The sequence below is a fragment of the Bacillus sp. DX3.1 genome, assembly GCF_030292155.1.
GTDB lineage: Bacteria > Bacillota > Bacilli > Bacillales > Bacillaceae_G > Bacillus_A.
In genome coordinates this window covers 2,421,776-2,446,004 of record NZ_CP128153.1, presented here as the reverse complement: position 1 = coordinate 2,446,004, position 24,229 = coordinate 2,421,776, and the positions used below count along the sequence as shown (strand labels likewise).

23 protein-coding genes are annotated in these 24,229 nt (G+C 34.3%); 2 read left to right on the top strand and 21 right to left on the bottom strand.

Annotated features, from left to right (window positions below):
* From QRE67_RS11975 to QRE67_RS11935, 9 genes are all read right to left on the bottom strand, one after another.
* The gene (locus QRE67_RS11975) at nt 1-654 is read right to left on the bottom strand and encodes a TetR/AcrR family transcriptional regulator (protein ID WP_286125041.1); all 654 of its coding nucleotides are present in this window, start codon (nt 652-654) and stop codon (nt 1-3) included.
* A gap of 24 nt (nt 655-678) precedes the next feature.
* Complete coding sequence (locus QRE67_RS11970; RefSeq protein WP_286125040.1) at nt 679-1,698, bottom strand: ABC transporter permease; 1,020 nt, start codon at nt 1,696-1,698, stop codon at nt 679-681.
* Nucleotides 1,695-2,420, bottom strand: a complete 726-nt coding sequence (locus QRE67_RS11965; protein ID WP_286125039.1) for an ABC transporter ATP-binding protein — start codon at nt 2,418-2,420, stop codon at nt 1,695-1,697. The genes QRE67_RS11970 and QRE67_RS11965 overlap by 4 nt, the downstream gene beginning before the upstream one ends.
* Before the next feature lie 636 nt (nt 2,421-3,056).
* Complete coding sequence (locus QRE67_RS11960) at nt 3,057-3,308, bottom strand: hypothetical protein (protein ID WP_286125038.1); 252 nt, start codon at nt 3,306-3,308, stop codon at nt 3,057-3,059.
* A 679-nt stretch (nt 3,309-3,987) separates the two neighbouring features.
* Nucleotides 3,988-5,070, bottom strand: coding sequence for a CDP-glucose 4,6-dehydratase (gene rfbG, locus QRE67_RS11955; RefSeq protein WP_286125037.1), 1,083 nt, complete (start codon nt 5,068-5,070; stop codon nt 3,988-3,990).
* Nucleotides 5,071-5,104: 34 nt separating this feature from the next.
* Nucleotides 5,105-6,064, bottom strand: coding sequence for an NAD-dependent epimerase/dehydratase family protein (locus QRE67_RS11950; protein ID WP_286125267.1), 960 nt, complete (start codon nt 6,062-6,064; stop codon nt 5,105-5,107).
* Between the two features lie 556 nt (nt 6,065-6,620).
* Complete coding sequence (locus tag QRE67_RS11945; protein WP_286125036.1) at nt 6,621-8,717, bottom strand: glycosyltransferase; 2,097 nt, start codon at nt 8,715-8,717, stop codon at nt 6,621-6,623.
* A 20-nt stretch (nt 8,718-8,737) separates the two neighbouring features.
* The gene (locus QRE67_RS11940) at nt 8,738-9,490 is read right to left on the bottom strand and encodes a sugar phosphate nucleotidyltransferase (protein ID WP_286125035.1); all 753 of its coding nucleotides are present in this window, start codon (nt 9,488-9,490) and stop codon (nt 8,738-8,740) included.
* A gap of 577 nt (nt 9,491-10,067) precedes the next feature.
* Nucleotides 10,068-11,534 (bottom strand): aminoacyl-histidine dipeptidase, encoded by a 1,467-nt coding sequence (locus QRE67_RS11935; protein WP_286125034.1) that lies wholly within the window; start codon nt 11,532-11,534, stop codon nt 10,068-10,070.
* Nucleotides 11,535-12,148: 614 nt separating this feature from the next.
* On the opposite strand from QRE67_RS11935, the gene QRE67_RS11930 reads away from it, so the two are divergent.
* Entirely contained in the window at nt 12,149-12,748 is a 600-nt protein-coding gene (locus QRE67_RS11930) for an undecaprenyl-diphosphatase (RefSeq protein ID WP_286125033.1), read from the top strand.
* 214 nt (nt 12,749-12,962) lie between these two features.
* Here the strand turns inward: QRE67_RS11930 and QRE67_RS11925 are convergent, their stop codons facing one another.
* From QRE67_RS11925 to QRE67_RS11895, 7 genes are all read right to left on the bottom strand, one after another.
* Nucleotides 12,963-13,418 carry a hypothetical protein gene (locus QRE67_RS11925; RefSeq protein WP_286125032.1) on the bottom strand — a complete coding sequence of 152 codons (456 nt, stop codon included), beginning with the start codon at nt 13,416-13,418 and terminating at the stop codon, nt 12,963-12,965.
* A gap of 69 nt (nt 13,419-13,487) precedes the next feature.
* On the bottom strand, nt 13,488-13,670 hold the full coding sequence (locus QRE67_RS11920) for a hypothetical protein (RefSeq protein ID WP_286125031.1): 183 nt from the start codon (nt 13,668-13,670) through the stop codon (nt 13,488-13,490).
* 161 nt (nt 13,671-13,831) lie between these two features.
* Nucleotides 13,832-14,008 (bottom strand): stage II sporulation protein SB, encoded by a 177-nt coding sequence (spoIISB, locus tag QRE67_RS11915; protein WP_286125030.1) that lies wholly within the window; start codon nt 14,006-14,008, stop codon nt 13,832-13,834.
* An 85-nt stretch (nt 14,009-14,093) separates the two neighbouring features.
* The gene (locus QRE67_RS11910; protein WP_286125029.1) at nt 14,094-14,222 is read right to left on the bottom strand and encodes a D-alanyl-D-alanine carboxypeptidase; all 129 of its coding nucleotides are present in this window, start codon (nt 14,220-14,222) and stop codon (nt 14,094-14,096) included.
* A 124-nt stretch (nt 14,223-14,346) separates the two neighbouring features.
* Nucleotides 14,347-15,087: a type II toxin-antitoxin system SpoIISA family toxin gene (locus tag QRE67_RS11905; protein WP_286125028.1), complete on the bottom strand. Its 741-nt coding sequence runs from the start codon at nt 15,085-15,087 to the stop codon at nt 14,347-14,349.
* A 173-nt stretch (nt 15,088-15,260) separates the two neighbouring features.
* Nucleotides 15,261-16,025 carry a 2,3-diphosphoglycerate-dependent phosphoglycerate mutase gene (gene gpmA, locus QRE67_RS11900; protein WP_286125027.1) on the bottom strand — a complete coding sequence of 255 codons (765 nt, stop codon included), beginning with the start codon at nt 16,023-16,025 and terminating at the stop codon, nt 15,261-15,263.
* A gap of 94 nt (nt 16,026-16,119) precedes the next feature.
* Nucleotides 16,120-16,602, bottom strand: coding sequence for a MarR family winged helix-turn-helix transcriptional regulator (locus tag QRE67_RS11895; protein WP_286125026.1), 483 nt, complete (start codon nt 16,600-16,602; stop codon nt 16,120-16,122).
* Nucleotides 16,603-16,706: 104 nt separating this feature from the next.
* Here QRE67_RS11895 and QRE67_RS11890 point away from each other — a divergent pair, with 104 nt between their 5' ends.
* Nucleotides 16,707-18,386, top strand: a complete 1,680-nt coding sequence (locus QRE67_RS11890) for an alpha-keto acid decarboxylase family protein (protein ID WP_286125025.1) — start codon at nt 16,707-16,709, stop codon at nt 18,384-18,386.
* Between the two features lie 142 nt (nt 18,387-18,528).
* On the opposite strand, the gene QRE67_RS11885 is transcribed toward QRE67_RS11890, so the two are convergent.
* From QRE67_RS11885 to plsY, 5 genes are all read right to left on the bottom strand, one after another.
* Complete coding sequence (locus QRE67_RS11885) at nt 18,529-19,920, bottom strand: FAD-binding oxidoreductase (RefSeq protein WP_286125024.1); 1,392 nt, start codon at nt 19,918-19,920, stop codon at nt 18,529-18,531.
* Nucleotides 19,921-20,290: 370 nt separating this feature from the next.
* Complete coding sequence (locus QRE67_RS11880; protein ID WP_286125023.1) at nt 20,291-21,589, bottom strand: DEAD/DEAH box helicase; 1,299 nt, start codon at nt 21,587-21,589, stop codon at nt 20,291-20,293.
* A gap of 74 nt (nt 21,590-21,663) precedes the next feature.
* Nucleotides 21,664-21,915 (bottom strand): hypothetical protein, encoded by a 252-nt coding sequence (locus QRE67_RS11875; RefSeq protein ID WP_286125022.1) that lies wholly within the window; start codon nt 21,913-21,915, stop codon nt 21,664-21,666.
* 121 nt (nt 21,916-22,036) lie between these two features.
* Complete coding sequence (locus tag QRE67_RS11870) at nt 22,037-23,617, bottom strand: aminotransferase class V-fold PLP-dependent enzyme (RefSeq protein ID WP_286125021.1); 1,581 nt, start codon at nt 23,615-23,617, stop codon at nt 22,037-22,039.
* 13 nt (nt 23,618-23,630) lie between these two features.
* Complete coding sequence (gene plsY, locus QRE67_RS11865; protein WP_286125020.1) at nt 23,631-24,179, bottom strand: glycerol-3-phosphate 1-O-acyltransferase PlsY; 549 nt, start codon at nt 24,177-24,179, stop codon at nt 23,631-23,633.
* Between the last annotated feature and the right edge of the window lie 50 nt (nt 24,180-24,229).

Here is a 24,229-nt window from a genome sequence, read left to right as displayed (position 1 = left end):
TTACCTCCGAGGCGTTAATCCGTACAATATAAATTGAATGGTATATTCTATTTCGGCTTCATCATCCCACTTTTCTTCAGGTAAAAGTAAAAATCGCGTTAAGATAAACCCTACAACAGAAGATAATGTAAAACGTAATACAGTAGGTGTGGGTACTTCAATAATTTGTCCCTGTTTTTGAAAATGTACGACGATCTTTTCAAAACGTGAAAAAATTTCTTTTGCTAACAACTGTTGAATTTCATTTTTTAACTCCGGTTGAAATGGAACTTCTTGCATTAAAATTTTCAACATAGGAAAATGCGTTTTCGCAAAAGCAAAACGATTACGAATCGCTGCACGCAAAAAGTCTTCATAAGATTCATATGTGCCTTCAAATATCTCTTTCGCAAAAGATTGTACAAAAAATGGTGCAGCAAATTTCGTTAAAGTCGGCATCACAACCGCAAATAGTAAATCTTTTTTTGTTTTATAGTAGCGGAAGATGGTTCCTTCCGCTACGCCAGCACGCTTTGCAATTTCACTCGTTGAAGTCGATGCATAGCCTTTTTCTCCAAACATATCAACCGCTGCTTCTAATATACGCATTTGCCGTTCATTACGCTTGTCTGTATCAGTAGCAGCGATTAATTCTTCTAGCCAATCTTCTTTCATTTGAAAAGCTCCTTTTTGTATCTATTATATTCTGCGATGTTTTTTCAAAGCAAATACATTTCCAACTACAAATAAAACTGCAAAAAGAAGTAGGATGCCAAGATCACTTGCAATTTCACTAAACCCTTGGTTACGAATCATCACTTGCCTCATCGCATCAGCACCATATGTGAGTGGGAATAACTTCCCGAGCATTTGTAGCCACTTATTCATAGATTCAATTGGAAATAAACCAGAAAAGAAAATTTGCGGAACAATGACTAGCGGGATAAACTGAATCATTTGGAATTCATTATTTGCGTATGCTGATAAGAATGTTCCTAGCGTTAATGCAGTTAATGAGAGCATACATGTAATCAGCAACGTCAGCCACAGTGATCCCGCAACATATAAATCGAGAATATAGACAGAAAAGCTTACAATTAAAACTGATTGTAAAAATGCAAATATACCAAAACCAATAATATACCCGGCAACAATTTCCCAGCGCCGCACTGGAGTGGATAACAATCTTTCTAGCGTTCCGCTCAGCCGCTCACGTACAAAGGATACACCCGATAAAATAAAGACAAAGAAAAACGTAAAAAATCCAATTAATACTGGACCTAGTCCATCAAACATCGAAAAGTCTGCTGAGCCATGTAAATAATTAACCCCAGGTTTCATTGCTGTCATTTCTTTTTTCTCAGTACTCTTTTGTAGTACTTGTAATACTGCACGATTTTTTGAAGAGTCACTGCCTTCTAACGTTACTTTCATTTTCCCATTTTCTAGAGTAAGTATGGCATCTATTTGTTGTTCTTCTAATTTAGTATGTGCTTTTTCTTTATCATACTCATAAATCGTAGCATCTTGTTTTTTCATAGATTCGGCAATAGGAGAAGGTACATCTACCAATGCAATATGCGGTTTATACTCTCCTTGTGTAAATACAAGCGACAGTAGCCACAGAAGTAACATCGGAGCCCCAAACATCATCGCAAGCGACCGTTTATCTCGGAAAAATTGACGAATAATACGGAGGACAACACCACCTACTCTCATAATTCAATCGCTCCTTCCAGTAAAAAAACATCTTCAATCCGTCCTGATGAAGTTCGTTTCTTTAACTCATTTGGTGTACCTGTTGCAATTAACTTCCCATCTCGAATTAAACCTAGACGTTCACAAAATTCAGCTTCGTCCATTATGTGTGTTGTCACAATAATCGTTGTTCCTTGTTTTTTTAACTCATAAAACTTTTCCCAAATTGATTTTCGTAGTACAGGATCAATCCCAACAGTTGGCTCATCTAAAATTAAAAGTTTCGGTTCATGCAAAAGTGCCATTGCAAGCGATAAACGCTTCTTCATACCACCTGAAAAATGCTGTACTTGCTTTTTCGCATGCTGGGAAAGCTGAACTAAAGCAAAAACTTCTTCGATTCTCTTTTTCTTATGCTTGCCTTTCAAACCATACATCGTTGCCATAAAATCTGCGTTTTCATAAGCTGACAGTTCTTCATAAAGAGCATCCGCTTGCGCCATATAACCAATTCGCTTCATCCCAATTAAGTTAGGCATTTTCGTTTGTAAAGCTGTTACACTCCCTGTCGTTGCCTCGCTAATACCAGCAATCATTTTAATAAGGGTTGTTTTACCTGAACCAGAAGGACCTACTAAACCAAAAATCTCTGCTTCCGCTACATTCAGTGAAATACGATGAAGCACTTCTTTTTTTCCAAATTGCTTTGATACATCATGTAAAATTACAGCAGATTGATACAAAAGAAATCTCCTCCTTTTATAAAAAAATGAGTGAGTACTCACTTTATTTTTGCACTTAAAATACTATATGTCAATTTTTATTTTTCGCACACTTTGTCTATTGGATAAAGTGAAACTTTGATCAGTGGGGAGTTTCTTCATCCCCCACTGATCATTAGCCCTCATGAATCGGGCTTTTACGGGCAGTTTATCCCCCACCTAACTTCTTTGCTTTTTGCTGAACTTTGAGGTGGGGGTATTACTGCCCGTTAATGCGGGATAAATAAAAAGAGTCTATTTTAATAGATGATTTTATTTCTTGTTTTTATATATTCTTTTTATTTTAACTATTAATACGGTACATGAAATTATGTAATTTCTCATGTGAATAACCTTGTATATCTTTCAACACGAGCATATGTCATTTGATTTTCCTTCTTGCGCGGATATTCCTCTTCCAAAAATTTTTATTTATATGATACATCTCTTGGTTCACATCCAAAACATTAAATAAGTATATATCACAATTGAAAAAACTGTCTAAGACTTTCTTAGACAGTTTTTTCAATACTGATTACACAAATGCTTTTGTTTCTAGCGGTACTTCAATAAAAAACACATACACTTTATTCTTCATTGTCATATGATTTCAATACATTAGTTCTTTATATCTAAATAATTTTTTATGATGGCAATATCTAGAGAATATTCCAAAATGAGGTGCTTTATAGATAATATAATCTTTTCAGGATACAAGTCTGCGTTTTTTAAAGTGTCTATATATTTTTCCAATCGTTTTTCTAAGTACTTTACTACTTGCTCTGGATTTTGTACTGATAAACATTTCCTGTAGTAATCAATTTGTTCTTCAATAGAAGAACATTCATCAATTTCAAATTCTTTTCGCATGGGGGATTCTCCTTTATATATTTTTTATGTTGTTAAACCATTTACATTTCAATTGATTAAAAACTGATTCTTTTAATTATTACTACTATACCAAGACCAACAAGTCAAAATTTGTTAGTTTATGTAACGCTGAGCAAATTTAACATAATTGTAATGAATACTTGTATTTTTTAGGATGGAAAGTTGATTAGCATACATAATATAAAGCTGTTTGAAATCGTTTTTTTGTATAACCTCAAACTCCAAACAGCTTTTATATATATTAGTTTTATGTTTCTATGAAAAAACATGTATTCATTTACTATATAAATCCATTTTGATTTTTCGACATATAGCCGCGGCTATGGATAACAAGAGGTGACCTGCACTCGTTTTCTCTCTTTGTTTTCACTTGGCACGGGGCAGGAAAAGGATCTGACGGCTTCTATGCATGGCCGGATTCTCTCTCCCACCTAAAAAGAAGAGTTTTATGTCGGTTTTTTAATCTGTATTTATTTAATTACCTTCTCCGTAAAATCATGTTGCACATAAAGTGAAACTTTAATCAGTGGGGTTTTCTTCATCTTCCACTGATCATTAGTCCTCAGCAATTCATGCTTGAGGTTTCGTTAATAAATCAAATAGCCACCAATGTATATTGATGACTACTTTAAACTATAAAAATCTCTCTTCTTTTTGTTTAACAGTTACAATATGTTTTAATTTGATTGACACATATTTCTCTAACATTTGTACGCTTATTATAAATTTTATACCATTCTACTGTGCTCTCTAATGCTTGTTGAAGGGACCATCTTGGCTCCCACTTAAGTTTAAATTTGGATTTACTAATATCAAGGTTTAATAATGTAGTCTCATGTAATTCTCCCTGATGTGCATTTGATTTTATCCAATTTCCTGATCCCCAAATCTTTATCATTCGAGTAACAATTTCTTCTACAGTAACGATGTTACTTGGTTTTGGGCCAAAATTCCATGCTCCTGAAAAATGAGTTCCTTCTTTCAAAATTTTTTCCGTTAGAAGTAAGTAACCACTTAAAGGTTCCAGTACATGTTGCCATGGTCTTACTGTATTGGGATTTCTAATAATAATTTCTTTATTTGTTTCCAACGCCCGTATACAATCGGGGATAATTCTGTCTACTGACCAATCCCCCCCACCAATTACATTACCAGCTCTAACACTAGCAATTACCTTTTGATGGTGCTCATATTTTTTTTCTTGAAAGTAGGAATTTCGGTAAGAAGAAACTAAAAGTTCACAGCACCCTTTGCTAGAACTATATGGATCATGCCCGCCCATAGGGTCATTTTCTCGGTATCCCCAAACCCATTCTTTATTCTCATAACATTTGTCACTTGTAACCATAATTCCAACTTTAACTGATTCATGTAATCTGATTGCTTCCAATACATTCATCGTTCCCATAACATTTACTTCATACGTATATTTTGGATGATGATATGAATATTTAACAAGTGATTGTGCAGCCAAATGAAATACAATTTCAGGTTTATATTGACTAAAAACTTCATTCACCTTATTAAAATCTCTAATATCTCCGCGAATATCAATCATTTCATTTTGGATATTCGTTAAAACAAAATTATCATTTTTATTTTCAGGGTCCAAAGAATATCCAATAACGGTCGCTCCCAATTCTTGTAACCATATCGATAACCAAGAACCCTTGAAGCCTGTGTGACCTGTAATTAAAACTCTCTTTCCTTTAAATACATTATTAAAGCCATTGTTTAACAAGTGATTCACACCTTTTGACTGTAATTTTCTAGTTTTACATATCCGGATACAAATGCTTATTATGTTTATACCAATTAATAGTTCTGATTATTCCTTCTTCAATAGCTATTTTCGGCTCCCAGGAAAGCATCTTTTTAACTTTATTAATATTTGGTTTAGGAACCCATCTTTCATTGTCTCTATAAGGTAATACACCATAATTCGGTTTTTTATCTGTCTGCAAGTGTTTAAAGAGTAATTCCACATAGTACCTTAATGGATAGATTTCACCACTTCCAATATTAAAAATATCATTCTGTACAGATTCCTTTTCAACTGCTAACATACAAACATCTATGATATTTTCAACATAGCAGTAATCCCTCAATTGATTACATAACGTTAAATTTACGTCTCTCTTGTGCAATACATGTAAAATGATATGGCAAAATAATTTATGTGATTCTTCACCTTCACCAAATATCCCAAAGGGTCTGAGAGTTATAATATTAATATTATTTTCAGAGGCAATTTGATGAGCTATTATTGTGGCCGATGCTTTACTACTTCCATAAATATCTACAGGTGTTAATACCATATTTTCATGAATCAGTTCTGTCTTATTTCCATATTCCGAGCTACTTCCAATATTAATAATTTTTTTGCAATCTACTAGTTTTGCAGCTTGAATGATATTAATGGTACCTATAACATTCGTTTCAACAGCACTCATGTAGTTTGTATTAGACGAATTTACTCCATATGCCGCAAGATGAAAAATGTAATCTGGATTGAATTTTTTTATGGCATTTTGAACTTGAATTTTATCTCGTATATCTACCTTATATAGTTCAATACTTCTTAATACTTCTTTAAGGCGCCAAGGATTTGATGTTTCTCTTGTTAAAACAGCTACTTTTGCCTGTTGTTTTAATAATCTCTGTACTAAATGGGAACCAACAAATCCGTATCCACCCGTAACAATTACCTTTTTATCTTTAAAAGGGTCAGTCATCATCATTTCATCCTTTTTTTACACCTATTTATATAAATCCATTTTGATTTTTCGACATATAGCGCGGCTATGGATAACAAAAGGTGACCTGCACTCGTTTTCTCTTTTTGTTTTCACTATGTCTGGGCAGGAATAGGATCTGACCGCTTCTATGCATGGCCGGATGCTCTCTCCCACCTAAAAAGAAAGGTTTTATGTCGGTTTTTTAATTTGTATTTATATAATTATCTTCATAAGCATAAGAGAAAAATAACAATCTCATTTGTGAATTTTTTTGTAGAAAATATAAAGTGAAACTTTGATCAGTGGGGGGGTCTTCATCACCTACTGATCATTAACCCTCACCAATCGGGATTTAACGGGCTGTTTATCCCCCACCTAACTTCTTTCCTTCTTGCAGAACTTTGAGGTGGGGGATAAACTATACGATTGAATTGAAAATTATTATTTTCCCCTTTTAAATAGCTTTTAATATATTTGAATGCTCCCTAATAATCGAACAAGACCTGTTGATTTAATTAGGATGTTAAAAACGAAGAATAAACCTTACTAATTTTTAAACCAAACTGAAAAATGAATTACGCCTTAAACGGAAGGATGGATACCTAACATAGTTTTTCGCTGAGGATTTATCTGATGTTTCTACATATAAAGGAGTAAGAGGGTTTCTAAAAGTATTACGAAGTATGTGACATGTATTTCTTATCTCTTCAATATAAGGAATATAAATATTTTCAAAAATTGGTTGATCAATTTTTATAGCTTCCTGTTTCCATAAATCAAATTCATCTGTATTAAAAATTTGCATGCTCCCAAAGTGAAAAGCAATTAATTCATCATTATCCACAAAAACCTTGTTGTCTTCTCTTCCTACATAATCATGATTATTCAAAATCAAATTCCACGGTGCAGCATCAATTCCTTTGTGATTCATGATTTTAATATTAGAAAATAAATCAGGAATATGATTTAAATATTTTTGATCTCCCCATCTATTAAATTCAACATCATATATATCTCGACAATATTCTAGACACTTGTCCTTCCACCAGTTTAGAATATCCTTACTATTTTTATCATTTTTAAATCCAATTAACCCAGCTTGATACATACCGTGTACACTTTCAAGTTCTGTTGTGCCTCTCTGTGGACATAGAAAAACGGAATACTTCCACCATTCATCTAGAATTACATTAGGATTTGAGAAAAAGTACATATCTGCATCACAATATATAATATGATCAACCTCAGAATAATAATTAAAAATATGGAGACATAAAGGAGCTTTTAACGTCCAACAGTACTCTTGTAAGCTTCTTTCATCCTTTATATCTAAGAGTTCTTTATTTTCTATTTCTTTTACGTGAATGAGTATGGCATTTTTTAATTCCATTTCTGTTAAAATCCGATAAGTTAGATCATCCATACAACAAATCCAAACAGTAAAGTTTTTCCCTTGTTTTTCTAGTGAATAGTAACAAGCTAATCCTTTAATTAAATATTCTCGACTTATAATTAATGAAAAGTTCAAGAATTTCTCCCATTGATTCATTTTTCTTCTTAATTGAGAATCTTTATATAAAGTTTGTGCTTCTTGTACCTCTTTTGTACTTAAGAGTTCCCTTGTTTGTTCACCAATTTTTGGTTTTAATTCTTCAAGAATTAACTGGATTTGATTTAAATAAGGAGTATAAATACAATCCAATATATTATTAGGTATTGAGATTTCTCCTAAGGACCAAAGATCAAAATCATTTTCACTAAAAATTGTGATACATGCAAAATGATAAACAACTAATTTATCTGTCTCGATATATACTTCATTAAGATTTTTAGAAATATTATAATCGTTATTATAAATACAATTCCATGGAGCTGCGTTTATTCCTAGATTTCTTGATATCTTTACTTTTGGAAAATAAATAGGGATATAATCTAAATACTTTTGGTCTCCAAATCTTCCCCTATCAGGTTCAGCACTGCACCAATCTAAACATTTTTCTTTCCACCACCTTACACTCTTTAACCCATATACATCATTTTTAAACCCTATTAATCCCGCTTGGTATTTCCCATATTTTTGTTCTACCCAATCACGGTCCCTTTGAGGACAAAGAAAAACCGAATTATCTCCCCATTCATCAAATATAGGTGAAGGATCAGCGAAGAAAAATAAATCTCCATCACAATAAAGAACAGATGATAAATTATAATTTACCAACAAATACTCAATAAGCACAGCCTTTAAAGTCCAACAATATTCATTAATTTTTCTTTTTTTCTTAACATTTTTTAGTTGTTCATCTTCCAATTCTTCTACTTGCAAGAGGATAACATTATTTAAATTTAATTTTTCCAATATTGAATACGCAAATGAATCTATACAACAAATCCACAATGTAAACTCTTTTGTGTTCTGTATTAGGGATTGCTGTAATGCAATTACCTTCAATACATATTCTTTTCCTACTATGACACAAACATGTTTTCCGTGTTTGGATTGCTTATTACGAGCTAATTGGATACTTTTATTCACTACATGGTTTTTTATTTGATTTGTTATTGGATGGTCTTGAGATGGTTGAATATCTTTTTTTACTTCAGAAGGAATATAAATATCTGGTAAAAACTCTAGTTCATGTTTGAAATTCAATGTCTATTCGCTCCTTTCAACTAATTTCTTCTGTCAGGAACCCATTTTTCATTCGCATCTTTAAGATCTTTCGGTGTATCAATTCCAATCCAGAATCCATCATATTCAAAAACTGCTAGTTCATTATTTTTTATTAAATTACGTAAGGGTTCTTCTTCAAGAATACACTCATTCTCATCGCTTAAATAAGTAAATATCTCTTTATTGAATACAAAAAACCCTCCATTTATTAAAGCATCAAGTATTGGCTTTTCCTTAAAATCTTTTGCAATTCCATTTTCAACCTCTAATACACCATACTGACTATTCTTCTTGATTCCAGTTAATGTTGCAATTTTCCCCTTTTCCTTATGGAATTTTATAAGTTCATTAATATCTATATGAGCTAATCCATCCCCATAAGTTAATAAAAACATCTCATCATCTACGTACTTTTCAATTTTTTTCACCCTTGCTCCAGTCATTGTTTCTATTCCTGTATCAATGAACGTTATATTCCACTGCTCCATTTTCTCTAATAATTGATATTGATTTTTCGAGGAATCTAGCATAAAATCATGTTCTTTCCAGTTATAATCCATGAAATATTCTTTAATTTTTTCTCCCTTATATCCTAATGGTAAAATAAATTCTTCATGGCCAAATTTACTATACCAGTCCATAATATGCCAAATGATTGGTTTCCCTTGGACTCGCACCAATGGTTTAGGCACATCCTCTAGAACTCCCCTCATTCTTAACCCTTTTCCTCCACACAAAATTATGACTTTCATAATATCTCTCCTGTCACACTTCTATTTTTCTCCCGTATTAACAGGCAGTCACACCCCCACCTCAAAGTTCGGCAGGAAGCAAAGAAGTTAGGTGGAAGATAAACTGCTCGTAAAAGCCCTCCCTCCACTGATAAAAGTTTCACTATATATATGACTATTATAAGTTATGCAGACAATCCAAGAACTGTATACACATATGAACTATAAAGGCATTTATTATAAAAAAACGAATGAAAGTTATAATTATAGTGATCTCCGTGCTAAAAATTCATATACGTAATATACTCGTTGCCAGTTGTTCTTTTATCCCGCATTAACGGGCAGTAATATCAAGATTCAGAGAGAGAGAAACAAAGAAGATAGGTAGGAGATAACTGCCCGTAAAAGCCCGATTGGTGAGGGCTAATTATCAGTGGAAATGAAGAAAACCCCACTGATAAAAGTTTCACTTTATAATAGCCATCTAATATTTAACAACACACACTTTTACCACATAATGAGTTGAATCCATCGATTATTTACTATTTTTAACACGAAAAAACTGCCTAAGAAAATCTTAGACAGTTTTTTCGAGCTATTAAACAAGTGATTTTGTTTCTCGCATTACTTCGATAAAGTATTCCCAGTTATTGATTACAGACGAAATACTAATATGTTCATCTGGTGTATGAACATTAAAAATGTCTGGTCCAAGTGAAATTGCATCTAATCCATGCATTTTTTGGACAAACACACCACATTCAATGCCTGCATGTACTGCAAAGATTTCAGCATCTTTATTATATTTTTCTTTATGCACCTTTTCAAATAAATCACGAATTGGTGAATTTGGATTATAGGGCCATTCTGGATACTCAGATTCCTTCTCGAACTGCGCACCAACTAATTCTGCAATGTGCTTAATTTCATCTACAATATGTTGTTTTAAGCTACTTACAGAACTTCTTACTTCGTTTCTTAACTTGATTTCATTATGTAACGTTTCGACAACACCTAAGTTTGTAGAACTTACAACAAGTCCTTTAATATCCATACTCATGCTTTGAATACCATTTGGAATTAAGAATAAAGAAGAAATAAGCTGTTTTTGTGTTTCTTTTGCAAATACTGTTTCCACAATTTCTTCTAACTTTGTAAGAGAAACATGGACATCTGGATCAACCGCACGTAGTTCTTCTTGTAAAATGCGTGTCCATTCTTCTACTTTCTCTTCTACCTTTTGCACATCACCTGCAGAAAGTAAAATTGTCGCGATACTTTCACGTGGAATTGCGTTTGTTTTTAATCCACCATGAATTTCACTAATATCAAATGAGATTTCATTTGATAAATCATGAAGCACTCTACCTAGCACTTTATTAGCATTTCCGCGTTCTTTATCAATTTCCATACCGGAATGACCACCTTTTAGGCCACCAACGTATAAACGATATGCTGCCGTATCAGCAGGCACTTCTTCCCATACAACTGGAATGGTTTCAACTGCTTTTGCTCCACCCGCACTGCTCACTAACAATTTATGATCTTCTTCAGAATCGATATTAATAAAGATTTTCCCATCAAAATGCTTCGGATCAACCGCAAAAGCACCGCCCATTGTTGTTTCTTCCTCTGTAGTAATGACAACTTCAAGAGCTGGATGCGGAATGTCTTTTGCGTCTAACAATGCTAACGCATAACCAACTGCAATCCCATTGTCAGCACCTAATGTTGTTTGGTTTGCATACAACATATCTCCAACTATTCGTAATTGAATCGGGTCCTTCTCAAAATCATGAACTGTTGCTTGGTTCTTTTCACAAACCATATCCATATGACCTTGAATAATAATAGCAGGCACATTCTCATAACCCGCAGTTGCTGGTTTTTTTATAATCACGTTTAAGGCTTTATCTTGCACAACCTCTAAATTTCGCTCTTGTGCAAACTTCACTAAATAATCACTAATTTCTTGCTCATTACCAGATCCTCTTGGAATCTTTGAAATTTCTGCAAAATGATGAAATACAGGATGTTTTGTTAGTTGTTCTAGATTAGTATACATACTAATGCCCCTTTCGAAATTATAAATTTCTAGGATATCAAATTCTTAGTTTTAATTAGAAAGCTTACTGCTCCATATCATTATACCATGCTTGTGCCTCTAACTATTTATTTAATCCTATATGGAGTGCTATTCTATCGTCATCAAACTAAACTTTTGAAGCACCCCTCCAGAACGAAAATTTTATCTCTTTACAGTTAAATTTCCTTGCCTCTATTAAAACGGATTTTAAGAAATAATTAAGAAATCGTTAAGAAGCAATTAAATCCGCTTTCTTATAATGTAAATATGAGCTTGAGGATTTCTTTTTATCCTATCATACTTATCAAACTTGTAATGAAGACGTATGTCCCCCTATCGTATTGACTATCATTATAACGATGATAAACGTAATGACATCGGGCTCAGAACATAAAGATTGCCTTAAGCAGCTCTGCACTCGGCATAGCAAAAAATACACTTCTCCCAACATATCCGCCATTATTTCTTATATCGATTATTGCTACATCTTTTATTGGATTCATAGCAACAATCGTCTACTTTAAAAAGGCGGATAAAATTTATTTAGATTAATATATAAATTAAATATTTTTTGAAATAGGAGGAATTGAAAAATGTCTTTTTCCCAGTTAAATATTGATGTCTTTCGATCGATTAATGATTTAGGTAAACAGTATTCTTCCCTAAATCCAATTGTAGTCTTTTTAGCAGAATATATGTTATATTTTTTGTGTTTGGGTATTGTTGTATATTGGTTCACTCGAACCAATACAAACAGAATGATGGTCATTCATGCGGTGACTGCTTTCATTCTTGCTGAAATCCTAGGGAAAATGGTTGGTCACCTTCATTCTCATTACCAGCCATTTGCAGTACTATCGCACGTCAATAAACTTATTGAACATGATATAGATAATTCGTTTCCGAGTGACCATTCGATTATGTTCTTTTCAATTTGCGTTTCATTCTGGCTTGTTCGCAAAAAGGAAGGATGGCTATGGCTTGTGCTTGCATTCTGTGTAGCCTTCTCCCGAATTTGGGTAGGTGTTCACTACCCTGTCGATGTCGCTACAGGAGCTCTTTTCGGCATTATTTCAGCCTTATTTGTGTACTGGTTAATGCCGAAAGTCTCTTTCATAACGCAATTACTTTCTCTTTATGAAAAGACTGAACAACGCATCCTACCTTCAAAAAACAAATCGAAAAACTTTTGAGAAAGCAAAAAATAAAAAACGTTATCCTTTCTGTGAACCATAGGAAAGAATAACGTTTTTTTATGCCCGTTTCTGTATCTGATGAGTTACAACTATTTACAGAAGAAATTCAAAAGTCTTTGTCCCCATATTGAGTTTATTATACTTTGTCCATTTTCTACAAAAACACTAACAAAAGTATACACTCAAAATAAAATAAATAATGTATATTGACTTATGTTGGCTCAGGCAACTCCTTCAGCAGCCAAGGTAGATATGCTTCTATATTCAGTTGTAGTACAGGAGAGGTGAAACTCTGATCAAATAAGTCAACTGTATTAGAAATATCTAATACCATTTGTTTGCTACCGTTATATATTGTAATATCTTCTTCATTCATTGGTTGTTTTAATATTCTTCCTACAAAGTGATAAAAGGTTAGGTAAAAATGACTACCATCTTCATCTTGATAGAAATGGTTTACTTCACCTTGTTTTGTTAAATCGATGCCTAAACTAGAGCATAATTGTTGAATTTCTTTAGGAAACAATTTGGTAGTAAATACATAATTTCTACAATATATACAAGAACAGTGCGGGTCTTCACCTATAAAAGGTAAATCTGTATAAAATGTTCTTGTTAGCTCTGGGTTTATTTCTAACTTCCAATCTCTAAATTCAAGGATCTCCACTTTATCCTCCTTACTACCTCATTTTCAGGAGATTTTCTAGTTCACATAAGTCAGTTTATCGAAAGTTGCTTATCGTTTAATCCATTCTTTATTATCTTCAAGGTATGATAAAGGAATATCAATTATATCGCCTTCATCTCCCTCATAATCACTTGATAAAACTTCAAAACTAATAAACTCTTTATTCACTTTAACTGCTCTGATAAGAATTTCTTCAAATGTTAATATTTCTCCAATTGTAAATTGCAACATGATGTACGCTCTCTTTCCTTGTCCTAGTTTAAATCCAGATTACCATAACATCCGTTAGCAAAAGTTCCGATTACAGTTATTTTGTACAGAAGAGGACATTTCGTATTATGAGAAACTGGACTTTGAAGTATTTACAACTAAAATGAAAAAAGAAAATGCCTCTATGCATTTTCTTTTAATTTTTTCCCTTGTATATATTTAGAGGAACTATTATTCATTAATTTTTCTAATCGATTTATATTTTCCGTCAATGCACCTTTTACAAGAGAGAAGTCTGTATTTGGTTCTTCTTTCTTTTCCTTAAAAAAAGAATAGCTTTGTTGCTGTATCTCTTTCATTTCTACTCCCCCTTCTTGTTAATAGATGCTAACTTTTTTTATTTATCTATCTTTATTATATATCAGAAATAGGCAGCGTGCATTTTTATCCTTTTCTTTTTAACTCTTCTTCTAAGTCTTCTACTTGCTGCATCGTATCTCCTTTTATTAAAGAGAAATCCGTCGCATCATCCTTCTCTTCTTTGAAAAAATCGTTGTCATATTGTTTTTCCACTACAATCACCTCTACGTACTATTGTTGGGGTGATTGTCCTATTTTATTCAATTTTGTTTCATTTTCACGAAATTTGTCCGAACTTATGTATGAAGGAAAGGACAGAAATCCTGATTCTGTCCTCTTACTTACTAAAATAACTATGATGAATCGTTAAATTATATACATTTTCAAAGTCACGATCTTGTAAATTATTCTTTTGACCGTCAATTACAATAAAGACATCTTTTAAAATTTTCACTGGGATGATCCCGACATTTTCAACTTGAACTGCTTTCTGTTCATTTAGTTTTTCTATATGTTCTAGTGGTAACATGATACTAAATTGGGAACGTACGCCGCGAAAGTTTGTGTTTAATTCATCTGAAGCAACAAATACAACGACCTTTGCTCCAATTTTTTCGGCATAAGTATCTAGAAATGCATTTAAACTTTCAGCGTATTCTGCTTCTGTTCGCCATTCCATCCTTCCAAATGCTGCTGGATTTACGTTTTGAATGAGTGTCGTATAGATTTCTCCACGTGCTTTCGAAGCAATAAGAGACCTTTTAATTGATTGCACAGTCCTTCCAATATCGCTAAATTTAGCACCCCATATTTCTGAAATATTCGGTGTTAAAATAAACGCGATGTCAACAAAAATTACCATTGCCACAAACATTAATATGTTTTTCCAGAGGGTCAAATCAATTCCTTTTACCATAAAATACACAGTGACTGTCGAAATAAACACACCATACCATGTTTTCCGAATCAGCTGCTTTTTTTCTTCGTACAGTTCTTCATTTTTCCAATAAAATAAAATGAGAAATAAAAAGGCTACCACGAGGAGAAATAGACCAATTCGAATGTTAGAGACTGTCAACCGCCTCACCCTCCATTCAAAAACATCTCACGATACATTATTACATGCTCGTTTTGATTTCATTATGACAAAAGACATGGACAACCTTCTAAAGTCAGTCACACTGCATATACTGAGAAGGAAGCCACGTTTTTAACCACGAGTGAACTTTTATTGTATATGTAGACAAGCCGTCATTTCAAATTTTCAAACATATTTTTTAAAAGGGGTATATGTTTCGGTATTACCCCTTCTGGAACTTCTCCGTCCATGCTTAAATAATAGTGACGAATTGGTTTTAAATTATCATCTAATTCATATACGAGTGGAATACTTGTCGGAATATTTAATGTCATAACCCCATCATTTGATAGATTGTCTAAATATTTCACGAGCGACCGAATCGTATTACCATGCGAAGAAATAATGACTTTTTCACCAGATTTCAGCGTTGATAGGATTTCTTGATGCCAGTAGTTCAACACTCTTTTTTCAGTGTCCTCTAAACATTCACTAAGCGGGAATTCATCTTTTTCTAGCCCTTTATATCTTGGATCAGCAGCCTCATATCGCGGGTCTGTCTCCGTAAGTGCTGGTGGTCTTACGTCTATACTTCTTCTCCAAATATGGACTTGCTCATCACCATATTTTTTTGCTGTTTCATCTTTATTTAAGCCTTGCAGTGCTCCGTAATGTCTTTCATTTAACTTCCATGATTTATGTATAGGAACCCACACGAGATCCATTTCATGAAGAATAATCCATAAAGTTCGAATTGCACGTTTTAATACAGAAGTATAGGCAACATCAAACGTATATCCATTTTTCTTTAAGATTACACCCGCTTCCCTTGCTTCATTCAAACCATTTTTCGATAAGTCTACATCTGTCCATCCTGTAAAACGATTTTCAAGATTCCATACACTTTGGCCGTGACGAATGAGTACAAGCTTAATCATTGTAATCCCCTTTCTGAAAATGATATTTCCACTTTTGATGAATTATAGCTGAATCAAAATGAGCGTTATTTCAAATTCTATAAACAAACGGGGACTATTCTTGGTCTGATTTTTCTTTCCGCTTTGAAGACCATGCATCAAATCCTAAGCGACTATTTGCTAACTCTGTCATGACTTGCAGCCAATTTTCTTCATAGGCTTCACCAAATTGCGTGAAAATACTTCCCATTTGTTCTCTTTGCACGTCACTTAGTTTCTTTTCTAATTCTGTTCCTTCTTTAGTCAAAACAAGCTGTTTTACACGGCGATCATGCTCTGCTTCTTTGCTTTCAATAAGCCCCTTTTCAAGAAGCTGACGCAGTGGCCCATGAAGAGCTTGTTTACTTATTTCTAATAAGGACAATAATTCATTTATACTTATTCCCGGGAAACGAGCGATAAAAAATAAAATACGATGATGCACACGCTGAATATCATATTCTTTAATAATTTGATCTGGTTTTTCCGTAAATGTTTTATATGCAAAATAAAACAAAGCAAGTGCTTGATTCATCTGCTCTTCTTTATGTTGAGTCATCTTCTTTCCCCCTATATGTAAATTATACCACATTTCATTCTCAAGTAATTAAGTCAATACATTTGACCTAATTAGACGTATCAACCTAAAGGAAGGTGATTCATTTGAATACTCAATACACAGTAAGCAACTATTTATTAGACCGTCTTTACGAATTGGGAATCCAGCACATATTCGGCGTACCAGGTGATTATAATCTCACCTTTTTAGACGATATTATCAATTACGAAGGTTTAGAATGGATTGGAAACTGTAATGAACTCAATGCTGCATACGCAGCAGATGGATATGCTCGTATAAATGGAATTTCAGCACTTGCCACAACATTCGGTGTTGGGGAATTAAGTGCTATTAATGGGATCGCCGGCTCTTATGCTGAAAACGTACCTGTCGTAAAAATTACTAGCACACCAACTACAAACGTTATGGAAAACGGATTATATGTACATCACACATTAGGAGACGGAAAATTTGATCACTTCGCAAACATGTTTCAAGAAGTAACAGTTGCTCAAACATTTTTAACAGTTGAACACGCCGCTGGAGAAATTGATCGTGTCTTACTTTCTTGTTGGAATGAAAAACGCCCTGTCCATATTAATTTGCCAATCGATGTGTACAACAAACCAATTAACAAACCGACAAAACCATTACTAGATGAACCAATTACAAGTAATGCAGAAGCAATGACCGAGCTGCTTCAACATATTATTTCGATGATTGAAGCAGCAAAAAAACCAATTATTTTAGCAGACTATGAAGTTAATCGTTATCACGCTGAGCCAACTCTATATGAATTTGCAGAAAAAACAGGCTTTCCTGTCGCATCATTAAGCATGGGGAAAGGTGTCTTTCCTGAAACACATTCACAATTTATTGGTGTTTATAATGGGGATGTTAGCTCTCCTTATATTCAAAAACGGATAGATGATTCAGACTGCATCATTAGCATTGGTGTAAAACTAACAGATTTGATTACAGGTGGATTTTCTCAAGGTTTTTCTGAAAATCAAGTGATTGAAATTCATCCTTTTACGGTGAAAGTCCAAAACAAAAAATATGCACCAGTCGTTATGAAGGACGTATTACAACAATTAAGTACATATTTACACCACCGTGATGTAGAAGAACTAGACATTCGTCCGTTCGTCTCTGAATCCCCTTCATTTACCGAAAAATTCACAGCTGAGCCAAATACATTATTAACGCAAAAACGTTTTTGGCAACGTATGCATCACTTTTTACAAGAAGGTGACGTATTACTCGCTGAACAAGGTACACCATTTTTTGGCGCAACCACTATGCCATTACCAAGCAAAGTAACCTTTGTGAGCCAACCGTTATGGGGCTCAATTGGTTATACACTCCCTGCCCTATTAGGAACACAAATTGCTGATCAAACGCGCCGAAATGTTTTAATTATTGGAGATGGTTCTTTCCAACTGACAGGTCAAGAATTATCAACTATGTTGCGACAAAACATTAAACCAATTATTTTCTTAATTAATAACAATGGATATACAGTAGAACGTGCAATACATGGTGAAAATCAATCTTACAATGATATTCAAATGTGGCAATATCATAAATTACCTTCCGTTCTTGGCCCTGAAGAAAACAGCCTTTCCTTTAAAGTCAAAAATGAAATTGAATTTGAAGACGTTTTAACGAAAGTCGCTCACGATACAAAACACCTTATCTTCATTGAAGTCGTTATCGACCGTGATGATAAACCAGAATTGTTAGCAAAACTTGCACAGCGATTTGCAAAACAAAATTCTTAATACTCTATAAAACAAAAAGCGTACGTCCCTTTTTATTGAGCGTGCGCTTTTTTACTCTCGTTGCTCCTATGATTTATTATGAAAAAACTGTGATTCATGTCGTTCCTAAAGACTACGACTTCTTTCTAAAATCTGCATACGATCACACTTTATGTTTTGATTTTAAAATTTTATTTGGATTAAGAAGATTATGTGGATCAAGTGCTTGTTTAATCTTTTCCATAACAAGCAGTGCATCTCCATGTTCTTTCTCCTGATATTTTTGTTTACCAATGCCTACTCCATGTTCACCTGTACATGTTCCGCCGCGTGCAAGAGCATACATAACAATCTGTTCATTTAATTGTTCAGCCTTGTTAATCTCTTGTTTATCATTCGTATCAATCATCAAGAGAGCATGAAAGTTCCCATCACCTACGTGGCCAACAATTCCACCGTTAAGGCCTAAAGAGTCAAGCGTCTCCCTCGCATGACGAATCGCACCAGCTAACTCCGAAATTGGCAGACAAACATCTGTAACCATCAGCTTTTTCCCAGGATATCCATGGACATAGGCATAAGCTAAATTGTGCCGAGCCTCCCATAGCTTGTTTCTAGCCGCATTATCTGTCTCAAACTCAATGCCTTCACACTGATTATCTCCTACAATTTCTTTCGTGAATTCAATGTCTTGCTTCAGTCCGGCTTCATTTCCGTGAAATTCTAAAAACAGTGTTGGTTTTTCGTTATAGTTAGTTTCACTAAAATGATTAACCTGTTTCATTGAGGGCTCATCAACGAGTTCAATCCTTGCGATTGGAATACCAGCTTGTAAAATAGCGATGACGGCTTCCACTGCATGATTTACTGTTGGAAATGATGCTCTTGCTGCCATAATGTGCTCGGGTATCCCGTATACTCTTAGCGTTAATTCAGTGAAGCAACCCAGCGTCCCCTCTGACCCTACAAAAAGGCCATTTAAATGATAACCGGATGAAGATTTTTCGGCTAAATTCCCTGTATGAATAATCGTTCCATCAGCAAGAACTGTTTCTAGATCACGAACTTGATCACGCATGACACCATATTTTACTGACGTCGTTCCACTCGCATTCGTAGCCGCCATTCCACCTAGTGTAGCATCAGCTCCTGGATCTACAGAGAAAAACAAACCGTACTTTTTTAGCTCTTTATTTAGCTGTAAACGAGTTACTCCAGGTTGCACTTTAACAAGAAAGTCATTCTCCCTTACCTCTAACACTTTATTCATGAGTGAAAAATCAATTGTAATCCCCTTTTCATATGGAATAACGTGGCCTTCCAAACTAGATCCCAATCCAAACGGTACAACTGGAACTTGGTACTTGTTTGCTATTTTCATTACATCACTCACTTCTTTTGTGGTTGCTGGAAAAACGACAACATCTGGTAAACTGACAGCATGGTACGATTCATCCTTACCACGCTGCTCTCTTACCGTCAGATTTACCGTTACCTGACTTTCTGAAAGCACAACTTTTAGAGCATTTACTAGACTTTCTTTCCCTATTTCCATTCCGCTCTCTCCCTTTTTCTACGATTCCGTTACTACTTAGAAACTCTCTTTAAGATGTAACAGTAGGATTACCTGATGTAACATGTATCTACACGATTACACACGATTACACAAGAAATCCAAAATTAAAAATCAATCATATCCATAATTTTAGTTATTCTTACATTCAACAATTTATATAATTCTTTCTAATTATACATAAGAATCCGAAAAGTTCAATAATTGCAATGTGATTTCTATTTTCTTTATATCCATCAATTTATATAACTTACTCTATTTACTATCTTCGCAAAAAAATCCTGCAAACATAAGAAAAAGCCGCTTCCTCTTCTAAAGGAAAACGGCCTATTGCATCAAAAACGATTCTATTTTATCGGCCGCGTTTCTGCTGACCTGAATTTGCACTGCGTTTCTTTCTACTTGGATCAAATGAACGTTGTTTCGAATTCTTTGTTCCTTCTCGTTTGTCTTTTTGCCCATAATTATTTGTTTTTTTCGGCGTCTTCGTATGTTGTTTCTGTTTTTGTTCACTCTTTGCAGCTTCTGATTGTTCTAACACTTGTCTTTGTAATGTTGCGCCAATCCCTTTTTCAATGTCTTTCAAATACATTTCATCTTTTGGAGCCACAAATGTGATTGCAAGTCCAGCTCCGCCAGCACGTCCTGTTCGGCCGATGCGGTGAATATAGCTCTCTACATCTTCTGGGATATCGTAGTTAAATACATGTGTTACACCTTCCACATCTAATCCTCGAGCTGCTACATCTGTTGCGATTAAATATTGGATTTTTGCATCACGGAAACTTTTCATAACACGTTCACGTTTTCCTTGTGATAAATCACCATGAAGTTCATCACAATTATAGCCATACCCTTTTAGCGCTGCATATAAAGTACTCGCTCTACGCTTTGTACGACAGAATATAATTGCTAAAAACGGTTGATTTTGTTCCATTAATTGACGTAATGCGTCCTGTTTTGCTCGATCAGTTGTTTCAACAACACGTTGTTCAATGTTGTTTACTGTTACTTCTGCGCTTTGAATTTGAATAACCTCTGGCCCTTGCATATATCGCTTTGCAAGCTTTTTAATTTCCTTTGGCATCGTTGCTGAAAATAGCATCGTCTGTCTACTCTCTGGTGTTGCTTCTAAAATTTCTTCTATATCATATAAAAAGCCAAAATGAAGCATTTGATCTGCCTCATCTAATACAAGCATCGAAACATTTGACAGTTCAATTGTTTCACGGCGTAAATGATCTAATAAGCGACCTGGTGTCGCCACAACAATATGTGTGTTTCCTTTTAACTTTCTCATTTGCTGCGCAACATCTTGCCCACCATATACTGCAAGAACATTGATATCTTCTTTATGAACAAGCATTTTTTCAATTTCACTTGTAATTTGTAGTGCTAATTCCCGCGTTGGTGCAACAATTAAAGCTTGTACATCGCTTGAATTCGGATCAATCTTCTCTAAAATTGGCAATATAAACGCCAACGTCTTTCCAGTTCCTGTTTTCGCTTGACCAATTATATCTTTTCCAGATAATACGACTGGGATTGCTTTCTCTTGTATTGGCGTTGCTTCTGCAATACCGTTTTCACGTAATGTATCATTAAACGTTTCACTAATTCCTAATTCTAAAAAATCTTTCAAACGTATCACTTCTTTTCCTTATTTTTCACATTAAGTTTTTATTGTACCATTTGTTCGCCTAAATATGAAAAATAAGAAAATTCTTATCTCCTCCTTTCATACTCGCTATGTATTAATTGAGTCAGTTCTTGCTGCTTACTTTTTGATTTTGTTAACAATTCCATATTAGAAGATAATAAAAGAAACTTCTTTATTCGCCTATTATTCCATATAAGACTTGTGAATCTTGCATCTTCATGCAACGCTCGAAACCACTCTTCTTCGCTTAACATTGCAATATGATGCCTTAATTTCAAATCAGCTCTTGGATATAGCAGAATTATATTTGAAATCATGTCGATGAAGAACCCTATTTTACTCCCCCCTTAAACGTCATTCTTCTCCTTATTTGTATGAAATAATATGAATCTTATGTTTTCTGCAATTAAAAAAAGACGGCTTATGAACCGTCTTTTTTTAATATGCATGTACACTTTCCGCATACATTCGCAAGCAATTCAGCATGCTATTCATTTCCCGTTCTTTGTAATGATTGATACAAGCGATTTGAATCCAATTATTTTTTTGTAAATAGGTAGATTCATAATGTAAGATAAACCCTTGTAGCGCTAATGTATCTCCTATATGTTTAGAACAAAGCTCTTTATGTAATGCGATTGTAATAATAATTGACGAAGCATGTTCCTTCGGTGTAACAATTTGTAACCCCATTTTTATAATAGCTTTCTCTATAAATGAGTGAGTCTCACATACCTTCTCATATACACGGTCGTCTGCAAACTTCTTTAACGCTTCCTGCAGTGCACGCATTAAATTCCAAGACTGAGAATATGGTACACTCTCGTTCAACTCATACATTCCTATATCCATGTATCTTGGCAATTTTTCATTTGGTTCAATAGTGTGATTGTAGAAAACAAATGATAACCCCGTATATGCTCCAATTGCTTTTCCACTTACACCACTCGCAAAGTATACATCTTGCAAATAGATAGGACATGCTCCTATAGAGCTAATACAATCTACGCATAGTTTTATATGATACTGCTTACATAGCCGAACTATCTTCTCCATATCATTCAGCATACCAGTGGATGTTTCATGATGAACAAACCATAGCCATTCGTACGTTTGATTAGTCAGTAACTCTTCTATTTCGTCATATAGAAAAGGACTTCCCATTTCTCTTTCATACGTATCGAACGATAATCCTGCCCGAATGCCATGCTGAACTAAACGATTTCCAAACTCTCCATTTGTTAAAATAAGTCCTCGTCCCTTTAACAAACTTAGCTGTAAAGCAATTGAATCATTTGCTAACGTTCCTGTTCCAAGCATAATTTGGACATGCTTCGCTTTCGTCATCTGTAACAATCGTTTCTTAACATTTGTCAGCGTTACTTTAAATTGATTCGACCGATGAGAAATCGGATTCGAACAAAATGCTTGGTGTACATTAGCTGCAATTTCAACAGGTCCTGGTAAAAACGTATATTCTTTTGTTACGATACTCGCAATTCTAGACTGTTGAAATAATGCCGGCGTTAGATACATCGGCTGATAGGCTGCTTCTTCTGTTCCAACAAGTTGATAAAAAGGACGAAAGCCCATTTGTTCATAAACGGAAAGCTGACGTGTTGTCCCTGAAATAATCGCCATATCATATCCATTTAGAAGCAAATAACGATGTAAAAATCGGACTAACCCTAACAAAGCTCTTCCGTTTCGGTACTCTTGCTCAACAGCTAATAAACGAATCTCATATATCGTATCACCATGTTCTGGTAAACATGCATTCAAATTTGAAATTTTATTATCTAGAGAAAATGGCCGCTGTCCTCGCACCGCAACCATACCAGCTAACTTATCATCATCTAAACAAATTAAATACGTATTCTGTTCATGAAACGCATCTATTCGTATTCGTTCTTCTGTTTGCTCATGCTGCGGAATCTCTTCTACGAACGTTTTGTAATTCAGTTTGTGTATACTTTCAAATTCCCAAGCTTGATCTGCGACTTTATATATTAATCCCATGCTGCAATCCCCTTTATTTTCTATGTGCGTATAAAATAAGTCCAATGATAAGAACACTTAACACAATCGCTCCCGTGGTGTAAGAAAACAAAAACATACAAAGAGGTAAACAAGCGATTGCTATTAAACCTGCTTTTGTGAAACTTTTAAAAATTACATAAAACAAAATAAACACCCCAACGAGAGAAAGCGCTATCAAAGGGTTAAAGACAAGTAATCCTCCGATAAATGTCGATATCCCTTTTCCACCTTTAAAGCGGAACCAAATGGGATATAAATGTCCTACAATAACAATAAGCAGTGAAAGTAATAGATAACTAGGATCTTTAAACAAAAGATCTGCTATATAAACAATGATCGCTCCCTTTAGCGCATCACCTAAAAATGTAGCCACAAAAAAACCTTTCCCATACAGGCGCCCCATATTCCTTGCACCCGGATTCCCACTACCTTCTTCACGAATATCCAAATCATATTTCCACTTTGTAAGGATATATGCAGTTAATATACTACCTATTGCATATGCACCTATTAGGTACATGAATTGATTTATACTTATCATACTCTCAATCACTTTCTCAGAATAAGTATTTTTTACTTTCTACCGTTTCT